The following is a 19982-nucleotide window of genomic DNA, read 5'->3' as shown; positions in this document are numbered from 1 at the left end:
GGGACGGGTGGCCCGGCATGCGCTGGGGGGCGTACGCAGGAGAGAGGGGACGGTGCCCACGGGCACCGTCCCCTCTCCGCGTCTCCGCCCACCGGGCGGGAACGTCAGTCGTCCGTGGTGACCAGGCCGATCTGGCAGGTCAGGCCGTTGGGGCCGTGGTTGCAGTAGCCGTTGGGGATCTTGTCCAGGTACTGCTGGTGGTACTCGTCGGCGTACCAGAACGGCCCCGCCTCGGCGGCCTTGCGGATCTCCGTCGTGATGCGGCCGTGGCCGTGTTCGGTCAGCTCGCGCTGGAAGGTCTCCTCCGTGCGCTGCGCCGCCTCGAACTGCTCGTCCGTCGTCGTGTAGACCGCCGAGCGGTACTCCGTGCCGCGGTCGTTGCCCTGGCGGTAGCCCTGCGTCGGGTTGTGGTTCTCCCAGAACACCTTCAGCAGCTGCTCCGGGCTCGTCACCGTCGGGTCGTAGGCCACCAGGACCGTCTCGGCGTGACCCGTGCGACCCGTCGTGGACTCCTCGTACGTGGGGTTCTTCGTGAACCCGCCCTGGAAGCCGACCGCCGTCGTCACCACGCCCGGCTGCTGCCAGAAGATGCGCTCGGCGCCCCAGTAGCAGCCCATCCCGAAGGAGATCACCTCGGTGCCCTCGGGCCAGGGGCCCTCGAGCGGGGTGCCGAGGACGGTGTGCGTCGCCGGGACCTCGAAGCGGCGCGTCTCCGAGCCCTGCAGGGCCTCCTCGGCGGGGACCATGGTCGTCTTGTACGGGTTGCCGAACAGCATCCGTCACTCCCTTCGAACGGTGTCGCTCATGTCAACCACGAGCGTCTCCCCGGGCTTCCCGCGTGTGACAACCTTCCCCGTGTGACTTCCGACCAGCTCCCCGGTTTCTCCACGCGCGCGCTGCACGCCGGTCAGGAGGCGGACCCCGCCACCGGTGCCGTCGTGACCCCCATCTACCAGGTGTCCACGTACAAGCAGGACGGCGTCGGCGCGCTGCGGACCGGGCTCGGCGCGGGCTACGAGTACTCGCGGTCGGGCAACCCGACCCGCACGTCGCTGGAGACGCAGCTGGCCTCCCTCGAGCAGGGCGCGGCGGGCTTCGCCTTCGCCTCCGGCCTCGCCGCCGAGGACGGCATCCTGCGGGCGCTGCTGAAGCCCGGCGACCACGTCGTCATCCCCAACGACGCCTACGGCGGGACCTACCGGCTGGTCAAGCGGGTCTTCGAGCCGTGGGGCGTCGAGCACACCCCCGCCGACCTCGCCAGCGTCGACGCCGTCCGTGCCGCGCTGCGGCCGACCACCCGCCTCGTCTGGGTCGAGACGCCCACCAACCCGCTGCTGACGGTGGCCGACATCGCCGCGCTCGCCGAGCTCGCGCACTCCGTGGGTGCGTTGCTCGTCGTCGACAACACCTTCGCCACGCCGTACCTGCAGACGCCGTTGACCCTCGGCGCCGACCTCGTCGTGCACTCCACGACGAAGTACGCCGGCGGGCACTCCGACGTCGTCGGGGGAGCGGTCGTCGTGCGCGACGGCGAGGACGGCCGGGGGAACTCCCTGGCCGAGCGGATCGGGTTCCACCAGAACTCGATGGGCGCCGTGCCGGGGCCGTTCGACTCCTGGCTCGTGCAGCGCGGCCTCAAGACGCTCGCCGTGCGGATGGAACGGCACTGCGACAACGCCGAGCGGGTCGTGGAGTTCCTGCAGTCGCACCCGCGGGTGACGTCGATCCTCTACCCGGGCCTGGCCGAGCACCGCAACCACGACGTCGCGTCGCGGCAGATGAAGCGCTTCGGCGGGATGATCAGCTTCCGGCTCGCCTCGGTCGAGGAGGCGCTCACGGTCTGCGGGGCCACCGAACTCTTCACCCTCGGGGAGTCCCTCGGCGGCGTGGAGTCCCTCGTGGAGCACCCGGGGAAGATGACGCACGCCTCCGTCGCCGGGTCGCTGCTGGAGGTGCCGGACGACCTCGTGCGCCTGTCCGTCGGCATCGAGGACGCCGACGACCTCGTCGCCGACCTCGCGCAGGCGCTCGGCTGAGGGCCCACCCGGCGCCCGCTCACGCGGGCGCCGGGGCGTCCGCCTCCTCGTCGGCGTGGGCCACGTGGCGCAGCGAACGCCAGACGAGCGCGACGAACACCGCCGAGCCGGCGAAGGCGAACCAGAACGGGGCCGTGACCCCGTGCTGCTGGGCGAGGACCCCACCCACGCCGCTGCCGAGGGCCAGTCCGCCGAACGTGCCGACGGTGTTGACGGCGGTCACCCGGCCCTGCAGCGCCTGCGGGACGGCGCGCTGGCGCACGGTGATCGACGTCGACCCCCACACGAACGCGTGGGCGCCGAAGACGAAGAACACCGGCAGCGCGAGCCAGGGCGTCCGGAGGAGGGCCAGGGCGAGGTGGGTCAGCGTCTCCACCACGAGCCCGATCCGCATGAGGTTGCCCAGCGAGACGTGCCGGGTGATCCACCCGTAGGTCAGGACGCCGACGATCCCCCCCAGCGCGCCCGTCGTCGTCACGAGGCCGAACCCCACCGAGCCCAGGCCGAGGCGCTGCGTCGCGTAGAGGACGAGGACCGACCAGGCCGCGCCGAACGTGATGTTGAAGATGAAGATCGTCGCGACGAGGACGCGCACGGCCCGGTGGTGCGCCGTCCAGCGGATCCCCTCGAGCACGTCGTGCCAGGGGGTGCTCGACCTGCGCTCGCCCTGCCGCGCAGGCAGTCGCAGGCGGCTGACCAGGACCGCCGCGAGCGCGCACAACCCCGCCTGCGCCGCGAACGGTGACGCCGCCCCCGCGGTGAACAGCACCGCCCCCAGCGGGGGACCGGCGAGCTGGTTGACCGTGACGAACCCCGTCTGCAGCCGGGCGTTCGCGACGGCGAGGTCGGCGCGCGCGACCAGCATGGGCGTGAGCGTCGAAGCCGTGTTGTCGGCGAAGACCTCGGCCGTGGCCAGCAGGAACAGCGCGGCGAGCACCAGGGGGACCGTCGCCGCTCCCGCCAGCACGAACGCCGCGAGCCCGCCCAGCAGGACCGCGCGCACGAGGTCGACGACGAGGACGATGAGCCGCCGGTCCACGCGGTCGGACAGGACACCGGCGCTGAGGCCGAACAGCAGCGGCGGCAGCCACGCCGCGAGCGCGGCGAGCGCGACCGGCAGCGGGTCGTGGGTCAACGAGGCGACGAGGAGCGGACCTGCGGCCAGCGCCAGGCCGTCACCGAGGTTGCTGGCCCAGCTCGAGGCGATGAGCCAGCGGAAGCCGGTGCCGAGCCGCCGGGGCAGGACGACCTCGACGACCCGGGCGGCGGTGCTCACCCGGGCACGCTGCCACAGCCCCGCCCCGCCCGGCCACGCCGTTTCCGCGGCCCGAGCGCACCGCCTGCGGCACGCCCGGGGTGGGGCGGGTCAGGACGCGCGGCGGGAGGACCGGCCGGCGCGCGAGCGCAGGTAGTCGTCGACGACGTACTGCCCGAGCCGGTCCGGGCTGGGGGACAGGACGCGGCCGCCGTTGCGGCGGGCGACGGCCTCGACGAACCGGCGCAGGCCCGGGTCCTCGCCCAGCATGAACAGGTTGATCGTCGCGCCGAACCGCGTCAGCAGGTCGACCTCGTGGACGGTGGCGCGGATCGTCGCGGCCGTCGGGGGCCACTGGAAGAACGACTCCGTCGCGTCGCGGCCCTCGACGAGGTGGGCCGTCGGCTCGCCGTCGGTGATGACGAGGACGACCGGCTCGAGGTCGGGGTGCCGGCGCAGGTGCCGGCGGGCGATGCTCAGGGCGTGCTGCAGGTTCGTCCCCTGCACGAAGTCCGGTTCCACCTCGGCCAGTTCCCCGACGGTCATGGGCAGGGCGTGCAGGCCGAAGCCGACGATCTGCAGCTCGTCGTAGGGGAACTTCGTCGAGATGAGGTGCGACAGCGCGAGGGCGGTCTCCTTCATCGGTCCCCAGCGGCCCTCCGCGGCCATGGAGAACGACAGGTCGACGCACAGCGCGACGGCGGCCCCGGCGCGCCGTTCGGTCTCGACGACCTCGAAGTCCTCCCAGGACAGCCGGACGGCGCCCTTCGCGCCAGTCGCGGCGCCGCGCTGCAGCGCGTTGGAGACGGTGCGGACGACGTCGAGCGGCTGTTCGTCGCCGAACTGCCAGCGCCGCGTGGCCCCGGTCGGCTCCCCACCCGCGCCCGCGTCGGTGTTCTCGTGGTCGCCGCGGCCGCCGGTGTCCAGCCGCCCCAGCACCTCCCGCAGCGCCGTCTGGCCCAGACGTCGCAACGCCTTGGGAGACAGGGTCAGACCGTCGGCCGAGCGGGACAGCCAGCCCTGCCGCTGCAGTTCGCGTTCGAGGTCGCGCAGGCGCTGCAGCTCGTCGGCCGCACCGCGACCGAGCTGCCGTTCCAGGGCGTCGACGTCGACGTCGTCGAGGGTCGCGCCGGGGTGCTCCTGCCCGAGCTGGTCGAGGAGGTCGTCGAGCTCGGAGATGTCCTGCAGGGCGTCCGCGGCCTCGCCGTAGCCGAGGGGTTCGCCCTGACCGCGGACGCGTTCGCCCCGCGCGAAGTCCAGGTCCGGTCGCAGGGCGCGCAGGTTGTCGTTCAGCCGCGCCATCTGCGCCTGCAGGTCGAGGTCGGAGCCGAGGGCCTGCTGCACGAGCGAGGACAGCTCGTCGCGCTGCTGCGGCGACAGCGAGCGCATGAGGCGGGAGGCGGCGGCGGCGCGCCGGGCGAGCGCGTCGACGAGGTCGTCGAGGTCCTCGACCCCCTCCTCGCCGAGGGTGTCCCCGTGCTTGGCCATGAACTCCTCGAAGTCCTCCGGGGTGTCCTCGCCCCGGGCCCTCTTGGCCAGCAGTTCGTTGAGGTCGCCCATCATCTCCTTGAGCGCCTGCATCGTCTCGGGGCTGCCGTTCTGCAGGGCGTCCTTCATGCCCTGGAACTGCTGACCGACGACGTCGTCGCGCAGCCGGTCGAGGATCTGCTGGTACTGCTGCCGCGCCTGCTCGCTGGCCCAGCGGTAGTCCTCGAGGTCCCGGACGGCCTGGGCGGTGGAGCGGGGGAGCGCGTCGAGGCGCGTCTCGGCGAAGCGGGCGTCGTCGTCGTCGCGGCCGGCGAGCTCGTCGCGTTCGGCGGCCAGGGCCTGGTCGAGCTGGGCGCGGGCCTGGGTGAGGGCACCGTCGAGGTCACCGCGGCGGGCGGCCTCGCGCCGCAACCGGGCGGCCCGGGCGCGCAGCTCGTCCAGCCCGGACCGGCCGTCGGGGCCGCGCCGCAGCATGTCCCGCAGCGCATCGCGCAGCGAACCGCCGGACAGCACCTCCCGGCCCACGCGGTCCAGGGCCGAGCGCACGTCGTAGGGCGGGGCCAGCGGGTCGGGGCCACCCGCCCACTCCCCGTACCGGTACCGGCCACCCCGTCGCCTGCTCCACGCGTCTCGAGCCACGTCCGCACGCTACGTCGGGGGTCCGACGCACGCCACGGGTCACCGCCGGAGCGTCGGCGGCCCGGCCACCTGCATGACAGTTTGTCTGGACAAAGAGGGTCGTCCGGGTGGCATGATGGCCCCCGACCACCCGGTGGGCCGCGACCCGCCGACCAGCTCCGCGTCAACGACGTCCGAGGAGGGCATCCCGTGACCACCACCACCGCCAGCACCGAAGCCGCCGCTGGTGCCACCGGCTCGAGCGGGGAGCTGCCGCACGTCGAGCACTGGATCGCCGGTGCCACCGCGGCCGGTTCCGGGGACCGGTCCGCGGACGTCTACGACCCCGCCACGGGCAAGCGCACCAAGACCCTCGCCCTGGCCTCCGAGGCCGACGTCGACGCCGCCGTCGCCGCCGCGAAGGCCGCGTTCCCCGGCTGGCGCGACACGTCCCTGGCCCGCCGCACGACGATCCTGTTCAAGTTCCGCGAGCTGCTGAACCAGCGCAAGCCCGAGCTGGCCGAGATCATCACCGCCGAGCACGGCAAGGTCCTGTCCGACGCCCTCGGGGAGGTCTCGCGCGGGCAGGAGATCGTCGAACTGGCCTGCGGCGTCAACCACCTGCTCAAGGGCGCGTTCACCGAGAACGCCTCCACGAAGGTCGACGTCTACTCGGTCCGCCAGCCGCTGGGGGTCGTCTCGATCATCTCCCCGTTCAACTTCCCGGCGATGGTCCCGATGTGGTTCTTCCCCCTCGCCATCGCGACCGGGAACACCGTCGTCCTCAAGCCCAGCGAGAAGGACCCGTCCGCGGCGAACTTCATCGCGCAGCTGTGGAAGGACGCGGGGCTGCCCGACGGCGTCTTCAACGTCCTGCACGGCGACAAGGTCGCGGTCGACGGGCTGCTGACCCACCCCGACGTGGCCTCGGTCTCCTTCGTCGGTTCCACCCCGATCGCCCAGTACGTCTACGAGACGGGCACGAAGCACGGCAAGCGCGTGCAGGCCCTGGGCGGGGCGAAGAACCACATGCTGGTCCTGCCCGACGCCGACCTCGACCTGGCCGCCGACGCCGCCGTCAACGGCGGGTTCGGTTCCGCGGGCGAGCGGTGCATGGCCATCTCCGCGCTCGTCGCGGTCGACTCCGTCGCCGACGAGCTCATCGGCAGGATCAAGGAGCGCGTGGCGACGCTGCGCACCGGCGACGGCCGCCGCGGCTGCGACATGGGGCCGCTGGTCACCGGCCCGCACCGCGACAAGGTCACCGGCTACGTCGACGCCGGCGTGTCCGAGGGCGCCGAGCTCGTCATCGACGGCCGCGAGGTCGTCCCGGACGGGGACGCGGACGGGTTCTGGCTGGGCCCCACGCTCTTCGACAAGGTCGGCACCGACATGTCGATCTACACCGACGAGATCTTCGGGCCCGTCCTGTCCGTCGTGCGTGTCGCCGGCTACGACGAGGGCCTGGACCTCATCAACAGCAACCGTTACGGCAACGGCGTGGCGATCTTCACCAACGACGGCGGCGCGGCGCGCAAGTTCCGCAACGAGGTCCAGGTCGGGATGGTCGGCATCAACGTCCCCGTCCCGGTCCCGGTGGGGTACTTCTCCTTCGGCGGCTGGAAGCAGTCGCTGTTCGGCGACACCCACGCCCACGGCGTCGAGGGCGTGCACTTCTTCACCCGCGGCAAGGTCGTCACCGAGCGCTGGCTGGACCCCTCGCACGGTGGCCTGAACCTCGGGTTCCCCCAGAACGACTGACGCCCGCCGCAGGGTGGCCACCGACCGGGAGGGCCTGCTGGCCCGGTACCGCGACCTCGTCGAGCACGAGCTGCCGACGGCCGCGGCCCGGGACCGGTGGACCCTGCGGGCGAACCACTGCTTCGGCCGCGTCCTGCTGGACGCGGCCGTCGGCGGCTGCTGGTACGACGTCCTGGACCGACGGGCCGGAGCGGCCTACCGCCAGCTCGACGACGACCGCCTCGCCGCGGCCGTCGCCCTGGGCGAACGCGTGCTGGCCGAGGGCGACGGGTTGCTGCGGGACCTGGACGCCCAGTCGTTGCGCTGGCGCGGGAAACGGCCGAAGGGGTCGTGACGGCGGGGCCCCGGAACGCTCACCGGGTGCGCGGGGGGCCGGTGATCGACACTGACCCGGTGCGCACCCTCCAGCGGTGGCGGGGTCGCGTCCACGGGGTTCCCCGCGGCGTCGACCTGGCCGTCCTCTACGTCCTCGTCGTGCTGGGCGTCTTCGTCGCCCTGCACACCCAGTCCCACCCCGACCGGGCGCGCTTCGTGCAGGAGTCGAGCACGAACCTCGTGAACCTGCGGCGCTCGCCGTTCCGGGTCCTCGTGCTGTCCTCGGTCGTCGTCCCGGGGAAGTCCGGGCTGCTGATCCTCGTCCCGCTCGCGGCGGGGCTGGTCCTCGTGCAGCGCTGGCTGGGACGGGCGGCCACCGTCGTCGCGTTCGGCTTCGGCCACGTGGGGGCCACCCTCGTCGTCGCCACCGTCCTCGCGGCCGGTCTGACCCACGGCCGGCTCGACCCGTCGGTGGCGCGGGCCCCCGACGTCGGTGTCAGCTACGGGCTGGCCTGCATGGTGGGGCTCCTCGTGGCGCGCGTCCCGCGGTGGGCGCGGCTGCCCACCTGCCTGCTGCCGCTCGCCGGGCTGGTGGCGGTCCTGCTCCTGGAACCGGACTTCACGGCGTTGGGGCACATCGTGGCGCTCGTCATCGGGTTCGGCCTCGCGGTCCTCGTGCACCGCGGGGCCCAACCCGTGACCCGGTCCTGCGCCGCCCCGGGGGCCTAGCTGCCGTAGACCGTCCGGCCGTCGTCGAGGACGAGCTTGTCGAGGCGGCGGGTCAGGTGGAGCGCCTCCAGCACGAACTCCACGCCGGCGGCCGCCCGGCCCGGGGTGGCGTCGGCCAGCCCGAGCCGCTCCAGCACCTGCGCGAGGCCGGGCACCGTCCCGACCTGCTCCAGGAGCCGCTCGGCGGGCACCAGGTCGCCCGTCTCGATGGTCCGGCCCTCGGTGACGAGCTCGGAGAAGCCCGACAGCTCCGCGCCGCCCAGCAACGAGCGGTACGTCTCGGCGATCGCCGTGCGCAGCAGGTGTTCCAGCACCTCGACCTCGCGGCCCTCCTCGCCCTGCTCGAACTCGACCTTGCCGCCGAGGACGCTGACGACGGTGTGCAGGTCCCCGACGCGGGCCACCGGACCGGTCTGCTCACCGGACAGGGCGTGCCGGCGGAGCGCGGCGGCCGAGACCGTCTCGGCGGCGGCGATGGAGAACCGGGCCGAGACGCCCGAGGCGGGGTCGACCGACGGGGACTCGCGCACGCCGCGCGTGAACCGGGCGATGACCTCGAGCAGGTGCTCGGGCACCTCGGCGACCGTCGCGGCCTCCTGCCGGACGAGGTCCACCTCCATCGACAGCTCGAGCGGGTAGTGGGTGCGGACCTCGGCGCCGAACCGGTCCTTCAGCGGGGTGATGATCCGCCCGCGGTTGGTGTAGTCCTCCGGGTTGGCGCTCGCGACGAGCAGCAGGTCCAGCGGGAGCCGGAGCTGGTACCCGCGGACCTGGATGTCGCGCTCCTCCAGCACGTTGAGCAGGGCGACCTGGATGCGCTCGGCGAGGTCGGGCAGCTCGTTGATCGCGAAGACGCCGCGGTTGGTGCGCGGGACCAGGCCGAAGTGGATCGTCTCGGGGTCCCCGAGCGTGCGGCCCTCGGCGACCTTGACCGGGTCGACGTCGCCGATGAGGTCGCCGACGGACGTGTCGGGCGTGGCGAGCTTCTCGCCGTAGCGCAGCGACCGGTGCAGCCAGCCGACCGGCAGGTCGTCGCCCTCGGCGACGACCCGGCGCCGGGACGCGGGGGTCAGCGGGGCGTAGGGGTGCTCGTTGAGCTCGGAGCCCTCGATGACCGGGGTCCACTCGTCGAGCAGGCCGACCAGGGAGCGCAGCAGCCGGGTCTTGCCCTGGCCGCGTTCGCCGAGCAGGACGACGTCGTGCCCGGCCAGCAGGGCACGCTCGAGCTCGGGGGCGACGGTGTCCTCGTAGCCGACGACACCGGGGAAGCGGTCCTCGCCGGCGCGCAGGCGCTCGACGAGGTTGGCCCGCAGCTCCTCCTTGACGGAGCGGTGCTCGTGGCCGGAGGCGCGCAGCGCCCCGAGCGTGCGGGGGAGGTCGGCGGGGGGTTGCAGGGGGAGCGTGGGAGTCTCGCGGGTGCTCACACGGGCGAACCTACGTCCGCCTGCGTCGATCGGCTACGGGTGCCGGTCCACCGGGCCGCACGGGCGCGTGTGACGGACTCGTGGCGGTGCGCCCCACGTCGCGCTCCGGGCCCGCCGGACGGGCAGGATGATCCCGTGGAACCGTCGCCGCCCGCCCAGCGCCCCTACGTCAGCCCCGCGATGCGGTTGGCGGCGGAGTGGTCCTGGCGCTTCATCGTCGTGGTCGCCGGTGTCGTGCTGCTGGCGTACGGGCTGAGCTTCGTCTCCGAGATCGTCATCCCGGTCCTCATCGCGATGCTCGTCACCGCGCTGCTCTCCCCGCTGGTCAACCTCCTGCACCGACGCGCCCGCTTCCCCCGCGGGCTGGCGGTCCTCGTGACGCTGCTGGTGACGGCGGGCGTCGTCGCCGGCCTCGTCACGATCGTGAGCTCGCAGGCCTCCGAGCAGTTCCCGCAGCTGCAGCGGCAGGCCACCCAGGGCGTCACCGAGGTGGAGAACTGGCTCTCCACCGGACCCCTGCACCTGACCTCGACGGCGATCTCTGACTACGTGCAGCAGGCGGAGAACGCCATCTCGGCGAACCGCGAGACCCTCATCGCCGGGGCGACCGGCGTCGTCGCGACGGCCACGCACGTCATCGCGGGCTTCTTCATCTGCCTGTTCGCCTCGTTCTTCTTCCTGCTCGAGGGCCGGCGCATCTGGTCCTGGCTGCTGCACCTGCTCCCGGTGCCCGCGCGCGAGCCGCTCGACGGCGCCTCGCGCCAGTCGTGGGTGACGCTGACGCACTACATGCGCGCGACGATCATCGTGGCGTTCACCGACGGCGTCGGGGTGGCGATCGGTGCGGCGGTCCTGCAGGTCCCGTTGGCCACGTCGCTGGGTCTGGTCGTCTTCCTCGGCGCCTTCATCCCCATCGTCGGGGCGCTGCTGTCGGGGACCGTCGCGGTGCTCGTCGCCCTCGTCGCGCACGACTTCGTGACCGCACTCATCATGCTGGGCGTCGTCATCCTGGTGCAGCAGATCGAGAGCCACCTGCTGCAGCCGTTCCTCATGGGCCGCGCGGTCTCGGTGCACCCGCTCGCCGTCATCCTCGCGGTGGCCGGCGGAGCGTCGGTCTTCGGGATCGTCGGTGCGCTCTTCGCGGTGCCGACGGTGGCGGTGCTGAAGTCGGGGATCTCGGCGCTGGCCCGCGGTGGCCGGCCCGACGCCGAGACCGCCCAGATCGCCGACTCCGACGCGCCCCTGGCACCGGACGAGCCGGATCCCAACGACGGCACCGAGCACGAGGACGCCCCCGGCGGCACGGAGGGCGAGGCCGTCAAGCGCTGAGGAGCCCGCCCGGACGACGTCAGGGCGGCTGGTGCGCCCGGACGCGACGTCCGGACGGGGTCCGTTCGTCAGCCGGAGTACGGCTTGGTGTCCACGACCTTGACCGGGAACTCCTTGCCGTTCGGGGCGGTGTAGGCGACCTCGTCGCCCGGCTCCCTGCCCAGGATCGCCGAGCCCAGCGGCGACTTCTCCGAGTAGACGTCGAGACCGGCGGCGTCGCCCATCTCGCGGCTGCCCAGCAGGAAGGTCATCTCGTCCCCGGCCAGTTCCACCGTCACGACGTGGCCGAGGCCGACCTCGCCGGAGGCGGACACGGGCGCCTCGCCCACCTGCGCGGTCTCGAGCAGGTGCCGCAGCTGGCGGATGCGCAGCTCCTGCTTGCCCTGCTCCTCCTTGGCCGCGTGGTAGCCGGCGTTCTCCTTGAGGTCGCCCTCCTCGCGCGCCTGCTCGATGCGCTTGGCGAGCTCCGTGCGGCCCTCACCCGAGAGGTGCTCGTACTCGCCCTTGAGCCGGTCGTAGGCGTCCTGGGTCAGCCACGTGGTGCTGCCGGTGGTCGTCTCGCTCACGGTCTGCTCCCTGTCACGTACCTGTCGGGGTGCCTCCTGCGCCCCGGCGCAAAAAACCGAGTCGCCCGGCCCCGCGACCGCGGGAGCGAGCGACTCGAAACGCCGATCCTAGCTCCGGAAGGCTCAGCGCTCCACCGCTGAGCAGGACTCGACGCCCACGGTGACGGCCCGCGACGTGGTCCTGACCTGCACCGACTCCTGGACGTCCGTCGCCGAGGAAGCCGGCACGTCGACCTGGACGAGGCCCACCTCGGACGACGACGCGTCGAGGGCGTGGACCTGGCAGCGGACCTCCGTCCCGGCGGGGCGGGTGACGCTGAAGCGGATCTCGGCCGTGCGGTCGTCCACGACCTGGTGGCTGATCTCGGTGAACGAGGGCCCCTGGGACTGCGACACCGCGAGCCAGCCGCCGTAGGCCAGGACCAGCACCCCGCCGACGACGGCCGCCGCGAGGCGGACCGGGCGCCGGTACCAGGGCCGGTCCGGGCGGGGACGCCGCCCGTAGCGCGCGGCCAGCACGTCGGGTGGCACGTCGGTCGGTGCGTCGGACCCGGAGGGACTCACAGGGTGGCTCCCGAGGTGGAGGGCGGTGCGGGCGCGGCGCCGCGGATCGGCGAGGATGGACGTCGAACGGTCGGCGAACGGTTGACACAGATGGTCGCACCCCACCCGTGGGGGTCGCGACGCTGGACAGTGTGAGAGGAGCCACGGTGGCGGAGACGTTGCGGCTCATGGCCGTGCACGCCCACCCGGACGACGAGTCCAGCAAGGGTGCGGCGTCCATGGCCAGGTACGTGGCCGAGGGCGTCGAGGTGCTCGTCGTGTCCTGCACGGGGGGTGAGCGCGGGGACGTGCTCAACCCGCGGCTGAAGGAGAACGCGCAGCTGAAGCGCGACATGGGGGAGTACCGGCGCCACGAGATGGCCGAGGCGGCCCGCATCCTCGGGGTGCAGCACCGCTGGCTCGGCTACGTCGACTCGGGGCTGCCCGAGGGCGACCCGCTGCCCCCGCTGCCGGCGGGGTGCTTCGCGCTGACGCCGGAGGAGTTCACGGTCGACGCCCTCGTGCACGTCGTCCGGGAGTTCCGCCCGCACGTCATGACGACGTACGACGAGTCCGGCGGGTACCCCCACCCGGACCACATCATGACCCACACGGTGTCCTTCGCGGCCTTCCACGCCGCGGCCGACGCCGACCGGTTCCCGAACGCGGGGCCCGCGTGGCGGACGTCGAAGCTCTACTACCACGCGAGCTTCTCGCGCGACCGGATGCGGACCTTCCACGAGGCGCTGCTGGCGCAGGGCAAGGAGTCGCCCTTCGCGGAGTGGATGCAGCGCATCGCCGAGGAGGAACCCGGCAAGCGTCGTGAGCTCGAGATCACCACGCGCGTGCAGTGCGGGGAGTTCTTCGAGACGCGCGACCGCGCGCTGCTGGCGCACGCCACGCAGATCGACCCCGACGGCTGGTTCTTCGGCGTCCCGCTGGACCTGCAGCGCGAGCTGTGGCCGACCGAGGACTACCACCTCGCCATCAGCCACGTGCCGACGACGACGCCCGAGGACGACCTGTTCGCGGGCCTGCGGGAGCAGTCGTGATCGCGGCCCTCGTGCTGGCCGCGACTCCGACGCCCACCGGCACCGCGTCGGCCACGCCCAAGGTGGACGCCGACCTCGTCACCCCGGGGCTGGCGGGTTTCGTCATGCTGTTCGCCCTGGCCGTGGCCGTGTACTTCCTGGGCCGCAGCATGGCCCGGCGCATCCGGCGGGTGAACCACCGTGCCCGGCTCGAGGAGCAGGAGCGCGCGGCGGCGGCCGCGCCCTCCGCGCCGACGGCCCCGTCGGAGGGCCGGGACCGACCGGCTCAGGACTGACGCGGGCGCACCGGGGTCGTGCCGTCGGGGCGCTGCAGGTGCGCTTCGACGGCCGCCAGCACCGCGACCGCGTCCCGGCCGTTCCGCACGTCGAGGGCGTCCGGGACACCCGTCGCCACCGCCGTGCGGAGGCGGTCGACGGCGCGCGCGAAACCCTGCGCGGCCGTGTCGTGGAACCTGGGGAGGTCGTGCCGGCCGCCCGGGCCCCACACCGTCGCGAACGACCCGCCCGCGCCCTGCGGGGCCGTGAGCGTCAGGGACAGCGTGGTCGCGGCGCCGCCCCGGTGCTGCAGCGTCGCCCCGACGGCGTCGCGCGGACCGCGGGCGGCGGCCACCGCGACGACCTCGTCGAAGAGGGACCGCACGATGGACAGCGCGTGCGGCCCGGTGTCCCACAGTCCGCCGCGTTCGCGCCGCCAGCGCGACTGCCCGTAGGGGTTCCCGGGCGCGTCGATCGACCCCGCCCACCGGAACACCCCGCCCTCCCACGGACCGTGCTCGGCGGCGAGCGCGGTCATCCGCTCCAGCCACGTCGTGATCTCCGGCATGAACAGGTAGGTCAGGAACTCCACCGACGCGGTCCCGTTGCGCTGCACCGCCTCCACCAACCGGTCGGCGGCGGCGAGGTCGGTCGCGACGGGTTTGTCGAGCAGCACGTGGACCCCGGCGTCCGCGGCGCGGACCGCGAGGTCGGCCTGCACGTCCGGCGGTAGCGCGAGGGTCACGGCGTCGACCCGGGCGAGCAGGTCGGCCAACCCGTCGTCCCCGTTCCAGGAGTCCGCGCCGAACTGCGCGGCGGCCGCCGCGGCGTGGCCGGCGTCGCGCCCCCAGAACCCCGCGAACTCGACGTCGGGGTGGTCGGCCAGGGCGCGGGCGTGCGTCGTGCGGGCCCAGTGACCGGTGCCGAGGACGGCGAAGCGGGTGGGCGCCGGGCGGGGCTGGGGGGCGGAGGGCACGGCCGGACGCTACCGGTCCCGGGCGGCCCGTGTCGGAGGTCCGTGGCACGGTGACGACGTGCCGAACCGACTCGCCCGGTCCACCAGCCCGTACCTGCTGCAGCACGCGCACAACCCCGTCGACTGGTTCGAGTGGGGACCGGAGGCGTTCGAGCACGCGCGCCGGCGCGACGTCCCCGTCCTGGTCTCCACCGGCTACGCCGCGTGCCACTGGTGCCACGTCATGGCGCACGAGTCGTTCGAGGACCCGGCGACGGCGGCGGAGATGAACGCCGGCTTCGTCTGCGTCAAGGTCGACCGCGAGGAACGTCCCGACGTCGACGCCGTGCACATGGCCGCGACGACGGCCATGACCGGGCAGGGCGGCTGGCCCATGACGACGTTCTGCACCCCCGACGGGGCGGTGTTCTTCGCCGGCACCTACTTCCCCGACCGCCCGCACCCGCAGCTGCCCTCGTTCCGGCAGGTGCTGGCCGCGGTCGGCGACGCGTGGCGCGAGCGGCGCGAGGAGGTCCTGGCCAGTTCCGGGCGCATCGCCGCGGCGCTCGGCGCGATGGCCCCGCCCGCCGGGGACGTCCCCGACGCGGCCGCGCTGGAGGCGGCGGTCGTGGCACTCGCGGCCGAGGAGGACACCGTCCACGGCGGGTTCGGGGGCGCGCCGAAGTTCCCGCCGTCGATGGTGTGCGAGTTCCTGCTGCGCCACGCGGCCCGGACGGGGTCGGAGCAGGCGGCGGGGCTGGCCGAGCGGACCCTGACCGCGATGGCCCGCAGCGGCACGGCCGACCAGGTCGGCGGGGGTTTCGCGCGCTACGCCGTCGACGCGGGCTGGGTCGTCCCGCACTTCGAGAAGATGCTGTACGACAACGCGTTGCTGGCGCGCGTCTACCTGCACTCCTTCCGCGCCACCGGGAACGCCGAGCACCGCCGGGTCGCCGAGCTCACGTGCGAGTTCCTGCTGCGGGACCTGCGGACGCCGCAGGGCGCGTTCGCGGCCTCCCTCGACGCCGACACCCCGGTCCCCGACGCCGACGGGAACCCGCACGCGGTCGAGGGCGCGACGTACGTGTGGACGCCCGGCGACCTCGTGGAGGTCCTCGGGATCGACGACGGGCCGTGGGCGGTGGACCTGCTGGGCGTCACCGACGCGGGGACGTTCGAGCACGGCACGTCGACGGCCCGGCTGACGCGCGACCCCGGTCCGGAGCGGGAGCGGTGGGAGCGGGTCCGGGAGCGCCTGGCCGCCGCCCGCGCCGACCGGCCGCAGCCGGCCCGGGACGACAAGGTCGTCCTGGCCTGGAACGGGCTGGCCGTGGCCGCGCTCGCCGAGGCCGGCGCGCTGCTGGGCCGCCCCGACCTGCTGCTCGCCGCGCGGGAGGCGGCGACCTTCCTGCTCGACGTGCACCGGGTGGACGGGCGCTGGCGGCGGGTCTCGCGCGACGGGGTGGTGGGTGCTCCCGCGGCCGTGCTGGAGGACCTCGCCGACCTCGCCGAAGGGCTGCTGGCGCTGCACGCCGCGACGGGGGAGGAGCGCTGGTCCACGGTGGCGGGCGAGCTCGGAGGGGAGGTCCGCGAGCGCTTCACGACGGCGGACGGCCTCGTCGACGTCGCGGACGTCGACCCCGCCCTGTCCGCGGCGCGCGCGGGCGCCGGGTCGCCGTCGGACCCCTCCGACGGGGCGACGCCGTCGGGCACGTCCGCGGCCGCGGGGGCACTGCTCTCCCTCGCCGCGCTGACGGGCGACGCGGGGTTCCGGGAGGCGGCGGAGCGGGCGCTGTCGGTGTCCGGAGCGGTGGCCGCGGCGGCCCCGCGCTTCGCGGGGTGGGGGCTGGCGGTGGCCGAGGCGCTCCTCGACGGCCCTCGGGAGGTCGCCGTCGTCGGCGCCGCCGGGGACGCGGGAACCGCTGCGCTGCACCGCACGGCGCTCGCGGGCACCGCGCCGGGTCTCGTCGTGACCCGCGGCACCCCGGGGACGACGGCGCCTGAGCTCCTGGCCCACCGGGGGCTCGTCGACGGCCGGGCCGCGGCCTACGTGTGCCGCGGGATGGTGTGCCAGGCCCCGACGACGGACCCGGCCGAACTCGCCCGGCAGGTGGGAGCGCGGGGGTGAGGCGTCAGCGCAGGTGGACGGTGGCGACCAGGATGGCGGCCACGTGCGCCGCGAACCCGAGCACGGTGCAGGCGTGGAACACCTCGTGGAACCCGAACCAGCGGGGGCTGGGGTTGGGCCGCTTGGTGCCGTAGGCGAGGGCCCCGAGGGAGTAGGCCAGACCGCCGGCGGCGACGAGGACGGCGACGGCCGTCCCGCCGCCGGCGGCGAAGTCCGGCAGGTACCCCACCGCGACCCAGCCGAGGGCCACGTAGACGGGGGTGTAGAGCCAGCGCGGGGCACCGATCCAGAGGACGCGGAACGCCACGCCGGCGAGGGCGCCGGCCCAGACGAGCGTCAGCAGGAGCCGCGCCCGGTCGCCCGGCAGCGTCGTGACCGCCAGCGGTGTGTACGTCCCGGCGATGATGAGGAAGATGTTGCTGTGGTCCAGGCGCCGCAGCACCGCGGCCTGGGACGGGGTCCACGTGCCGCGGTGGTACAGCGCGCTCGTGCCGAAGAGGGCGGCCGCCGTGACGGCGAAGACGACGGCCGCGAGCCGGGTCGCCGTCGTCGGGGACAGCGCCACCAGCACCGCGCCCGCGGCCAGCGCGGCGGGGAACGTGCCCGCGTGCAGCCACCCGCGCAGCTTCGGCTTCACCAGGTCCAAGGACGGGGCCAGGGGCCGGGTCGCGTCGTGGGGGAGGTCGGCCGACATGCCTCCGACCGTAACCGCGCGAACGCGCCCGCCGGGAGCTACCCGGGTACCACCCGCAGTACCTCCCGCAGTACCTCCACGGGGGCGTCACCGGGCGCGGGACCGGGTGCGGCACGGGTATACCGTGAGCGCCGATGGGCCTCCGCGATCTCCTCTACGGCGCGTACGGGCGGCGGCTGGAACGGTCGCTGGACCCGGACGTGCTGCCCCGCCACGTGGGGATCATCCTCGACGGCAACCGCCGGTGGGCCAAGGCGTTCGGCGCCTCCAGCTCGCACGGCCACCGCGCCGGCGCCGACAAGGTCCTCGAGGTGATGGGCTGGTGCGCCGACGAGGGCATCGAGGTCGTCACGCTCTACCTGCTGTCCACGGACAACCTCAGCCGCCCCGCGGACGAGCTCGAACCCCTCATCGCCATCGTCCAGGACGCCGTGGCCCGGGTGGCCGCGACGGGCCGCTGGAAGGTGCACCCCGTCGGTGCCCTCGACCTGCTGCCCGAGCCGACCGCCGGACGCCTGCGGGAACTGGCCGAGCAGACGGCCGGGATCACCACCGGCGTCGTCAACGTCGCCATCGGCTACGGCGGCCGCCAGGAGATCGCCGCCGCCGTCCGCTCGCTGCTGCTGGAGCACGCCGAGCGGGGCACCTCCCTGGAGGAGCTGGCGGACGTCCTCGACGTCGAGCACATCGCCGCGCACCTCTACACCAAGGGCCAGCCCGACCCCGACCTCGTCATCCGGACGTCGGGGGAGCAGCGGCTGTCGGGGTTCCTGCTGTGGCAGACCGCGCACTCGGAGTTCTTCTTCACCGAGGTGCTGTGGCCCGACTTCCGCAAGGTCGACTTCCTGCGGGCGCTGCGCTCCTACGCCGCCCGCGAGCGCCGCTACGGCGCGTGACCCCCTCCCGGCCGGGTGGGACGACGAGCCACCCCCGCCGGGCACGGAGGGTGAGGGCGGGGGAACGCGTCACCGAGACGTCACCCGTTCGTCAGACGGCAGCGCGTGTTCGTCCCGTGCGCGGGCCCCGCGGCGGCTAGCGTCGTCCTCAGACGGGGAGCGTCCGCCCCCCGCTCGGGAGGTCGCCGTGCGAGCTGTCCAGCGCAGCGGGGAGGCCCGGTCCCGGGTCGCCCGTGCACCGCGACCTGAGGTCCCGGTCCACCGCTGAGGGGGGTCCGGGCGCGGACGCGTCCCGGGCTCCCGAGAACGGGAGACGTTCGTGGTCGACAACGCCAGTTCGCAGGCCAGTTCGCAGACCAGCTCCGTGCCGACCCCCGCCCGCGCGGGCGCGCTCCAGCCCGATCCCGACCGCCAGACCTTCGTCCTGGACACCTCCGTCCTCCTGTCCGACCCCGGCGCGCTCTTCCGCTTCGCCGAGCACGACGTCGTCCTGCCGCTCGTCGTCGTGAGCGAGCTCGAGGGCAAGCGCCACCACCCCGAGCTCGGCTACTTCGCCCGCGAGGCCCTGCGCCGCCTCGACGACCTGCGCGTCGAGCACGGCCGCCTCGACGCGCCGATGCCCATCGGGGAGTCGGGCGGGACCCTGCGGGTGGAGCTCAACCACTCCGACACCGCCGGGCTGCCGTCCTCGCTGCGCTCCGGGCCGCTGGCCACCGCCGGGGACACCCGGATCCTCGCCGTCGCCGCGAACCTGGCGGCCGAGGGGCACCGCGTCACGGTCGTCTCCAAGGACGTCCCGCTGCGCGTCAAGGCGTCGGCCATCGGGCTGACGGCCGACGAGTACCGCGCCGAGCTGGCCCCCGACACCGGCTGGACGGGCGTCGTGGAGCTCACCGCGACGGCCGAGGACGTGGCGACCCTCTACGACACCGGCACCCTGGAGACGGCCGAACTGCGCGACCTGCCCGTGAACACGGGTGTCGTGCTGTCGTCGCCGCGCGGTCACGCGCTCGGCCGCACGACCGCGGACAAGACGCTGCGCGTCGTCAAGGGCGACCGGGAGGCCTTCGGGGTCCGCGGTCGCTCGGCCGAGCAGCGCATCGCCCTGGACGCCCTGCTCGACTCGACCGTCAGCATCGTCTCCCTCGGGGGCCGGGCGGGGACGGGGAAGTCGGCGCTCGCGCTCGCCGCGGGCCTCGAGGCGGTCATGGAGCGTCGCGAGCACCGCAAGATCGTCGTGTTCCGGCCCCTGTACGCCGTCGGCGGCCAGGACCTCGGGTACCTGCCGGGGACGGAGGCCGAGAAGATGGGGCCCTGGGGCCAGGCCGTCTTCGACACCCTCGAGGCCGTCGTCGACCCGCGCGTGGTCGAGGAGGTCTTCGCGCGGGGGATGCTCGAGGTCCTGCCCCTGACGCACATCCGCGGCCGGTCGCTGCACGACTCCTACGTCGTGGTCGACGAGGCGCAGTCGCTGGAGCGCAACGTCCTGCTGACGGTCCTGTCCCGCATCGGGCAGGGGTCCAAGGTCGTCCTGACGCACGACGTCGCCCAGCGCGACAACCTCCGGGTGGGCCGGCACGACGGCGTCGCCGCGGTCGTCGAAGCGCTCAAGGGGCACCCGCTGTTCGCCCACGTCACGCTCACGCGGTCCGAGCGCTCGCCCGTCGCCGCGCTCGTCACCGAACTGCTGGCGGACTTCGGCGCCTGAACAGGGGCGCCTGGGACGGGTGGGACGGGAGGGTTCCGGGTGCGGTCGGTGCAGGTTCCGACCCGCGACCCGGAACCGGACGCCTCTCGACTGCGTCGAAACACCGTCGAGACCGCCTCGTGATGTGAGATGTTCCACAAAAGTCGACAGAACGTCGCCAGTTCGTGACCTCACCGTGACGAAACGGGCTCTGGGCGTTTGCCCAGGCACCGCCCGCCGAGGCAGCGTGC

Annotated in this window: 18 protein-coding genes; 10 read left to right on the top strand and 8 right to left on the bottom strand. The window is 74.0% G+C overall.

Going from position 1 to position 19982, the window contains the following annotated elements:
- Positions 1-104 precede the first annotated feature (104 nt).
- Positions 105-776 (bottom strand): peptide-methionine (S)-S-oxide reductase MsrA, encoded by a 672-nt coding sequence (msrA, locus tag ACFEMC_RS14325; RefSeq protein ID WP_380170253.1) that lies wholly within the window; start codon positions 774-776, stop codon positions 105-107.
- 81 nt (positions 777-857) lie between these two features.
- Here msrA and ACFEMC_RS14320 point away from each other — a divergent pair, with 81 nt between their 5' ends.
- Positions 858-2036 (top strand): cystathionine gamma-synthase, encoded by a 1179-nt coding sequence (locus tag ACFEMC_RS14320; RefSeq protein ID WP_380170252.1) that lies wholly within the window; start codon positions 858-860, stop codon positions 2034-2036.
- 19 nt (positions 2037-2055) lie between these two features.
- On the opposite strand, the gene ACFEMC_RS14315 is transcribed toward ACFEMC_RS14320, so the two are convergent.
- Together ACFEMC_RS14315 and ACFEMC_RS14310 are read right to left on the bottom strand one after the other, a co-directional pair.
- Entirely contained in the window at positions 2056-3312 is a 1257-nt protein-coding gene (locus ACFEMC_RS14315) for an MFS transporter (RefSeq protein ID WP_380170251.1), read from the bottom strand.
- Positions 3313-3402: 90 nt separating this feature from the next.
- Entirely contained in the window at positions 3403-5418 is a 2016-nt protein-coding gene (locus ACFEMC_RS14310) for a VWA domain-containing protein (protein ID WP_380170250.1), read from the bottom strand.
- A gap of 270 nt (positions 5419-5688) precedes the next feature.
- Between ACFEMC_RS14310 and ACFEMC_RS14305 the strand changes: the two genes are divergently transcribed.
- The 3 genes from ACFEMC_RS14305 to ACFEMC_RS14295 are packed head-to-tail and all read left to right on the top strand — an operon-like array spanning position 5689 to position 8202.
- Entirely contained in the window at positions 5689-7158 is a 1470-nt protein-coding gene (locus tag ACFEMC_RS14305; RefSeq protein WP_380176795.1) for a CoA-acylating methylmalonate-semialdehyde dehydrogenase, read from the top strand.
- Positions 7159-7171: 13 nt separating this feature from the next.
- A complete protein-coding gene (locus tag ACFEMC_RS14300) occupies positions 7172-7492 on the top strand; it encodes a hypothetical protein (RefSeq protein ID WP_380170249.1) in 321 nt (106 codons plus the stop codon).
- Between the two features lie 59 nt (positions 7493-7551).
- Complete coding sequence (locus tag ACFEMC_RS14295) at positions 7552-8202, top strand: rhomboid-like protein (protein ID WP_380170248.1); 651 nt, start codon at positions 7552-7554, stop codon at positions 8200-8202.
- Here the strand turns inward: ACFEMC_RS14295 and ACFEMC_RS14290 are convergent.
- Complete coding sequence (locus ACFEMC_RS14290) at positions 8199-9626, bottom strand: sigma 54-interacting transcriptional regulator (protein ID WP_380170247.1); 1428 nt, start codon at positions 9624-9626, stop codon at positions 8199-8201. The genes ACFEMC_RS14295 and ACFEMC_RS14290 overlap by 4 nt on opposite strands.
- Positions 9627-9761: 135 nt before the next feature.
- Between ACFEMC_RS14290 and ACFEMC_RS14285 the strand changes: the two genes are divergently transcribed.
- Complete coding sequence (locus tag ACFEMC_RS14285) at positions 9762-10955, top strand: AI-2E family transporter (protein ID WP_380170246.1); 1194 nt, start codon at positions 9762-9764, stop codon at positions 10953-10955.
- A gap of 68 nt (positions 10956-11023) precedes the next feature.
- Here the strand turns inward: ACFEMC_RS14285 and greA are convergent, their stop codons facing one another.
- On the bottom strand, positions 11024-11521 hold the full coding sequence (greA, locus tag ACFEMC_RS14280) for a transcription elongation factor GreA (protein WP_380170245.1): 498 nt from the start codon (positions 11519-11521) through the stop codon (positions 11024-11026).
- Between the two features lie 123 nt (positions 11522-11644).
- Positions 11645-12085, bottom strand: a complete 441-nt coding sequence (locus ACFEMC_RS14275; protein ID WP_380170244.1) for a DUF4307 domain-containing protein — start codon at positions 12083-12085, stop codon at positions 11645-11647.
- Between the two features lie 146 nt (positions 12086-12231).
- On the opposite strand from ACFEMC_RS14275, the gene mca reads away from it, so the two are divergent.
- Together mca and ACFEMC_RS14265 are read left to right on the top strand one after the other, a co-directional pair.
- Positions 12232-13116 carry a mycothiol conjugate amidase Mca gene (mca, locus tag ACFEMC_RS14270; protein ID WP_380170243.1) on the top strand — a complete coding sequence of 295 codons (885 nt, stop codon included), beginning with the start codon at positions 12232-12234 and terminating at the stop codon, positions 13114-13116.
- Complete coding sequence (locus ACFEMC_RS14265; protein WP_380170242.1) at positions 13113-13391, top strand: hypothetical protein; 279 nt, start codon at positions 13113-13115, stop codon at positions 13389-13391. Before mca ends, ACFEMC_RS14265 begins: the two co-directional genes overlap by 4 nt.
- On the opposite strand, the gene ACFEMC_RS14260 is transcribed toward ACFEMC_RS14265, so the two are convergent.
- Positions 13382-14347 (bottom strand): Gfo/Idh/MocA family protein, encoded by a 966-nt coding sequence (locus tag ACFEMC_RS14260; protein ID WP_380170241.1) that lies wholly within the window; start codon positions 14345-14347, stop codon positions 13382-13384. The two genes, ACFEMC_RS14265 and ACFEMC_RS14260, sit on opposite strands and share 10 nt — an antisense overlap.
- A gap of 58 nt (positions 14348-14405) precedes the next feature.
- On the opposite strand from ACFEMC_RS14260, the gene ACFEMC_RS14255 reads away from it, so the two are divergent.
- Entirely contained in the window at positions 14406-16454 is a 2049-nt protein-coding gene (locus tag ACFEMC_RS14255) for a thioredoxin domain-containing protein (protein WP_380170240.1), read from the top strand.
- Between the two features lie 4 nt (positions 16455-16458).
- On the opposite strand, the gene ACFEMC_RS14250 is transcribed toward ACFEMC_RS14255, so the two are convergent.
- Positions 16459-17148 (bottom strand): hemolysin III family protein, encoded by a 690-nt coding sequence (locus ACFEMC_RS14250; protein ID WP_380170239.1) that lies wholly within the window; start codon positions 17146-17148, stop codon positions 16459-16461.
- A gap of 134 nt (positions 17149-17282) precedes the next feature.
- Here ACFEMC_RS14250 and ACFEMC_RS14245 point away from each other — a divergent pair, with 134 nt between their 5' ends.
- Both ACFEMC_RS14245 and ACFEMC_RS14240 read left to right on the top strand, forming a co-directional pair.
- Complete coding sequence (locus tag ACFEMC_RS14245; protein WP_380170238.1) at positions 17283-18044, top strand: isoprenyl transferase; 762 nt, start codon at positions 17283-17285, stop codon at positions 18042-18044.
- A 364-nt stretch (positions 18045-18408) separates the two neighbouring features.
- Positions 18409-19752, top strand: a complete 1344-nt coding sequence (locus tag ACFEMC_RS14240) for a PhoH family protein (protein ID WP_380176793.1) — start codon at positions 18409-18411, stop codon at positions 19750-19752.
- The last annotated feature ends 230 nt before the right edge of the window (positions 19753-19982 follow it).

The sequence above is a fragment of the Kineococcus sp. DHX-1 genome (assembly GCF_042473625.1).
Classification (GTDB): Bacteria; Actinomycetota; Actinomycetes; order Actinomycetales; family Kineococcaceae; genus Kineococcus.
The sequence above is the reverse complement of the archived record's forward strand: the minus strand, read 5'-3'. Positions and strand labels throughout refer to the sequence as shown.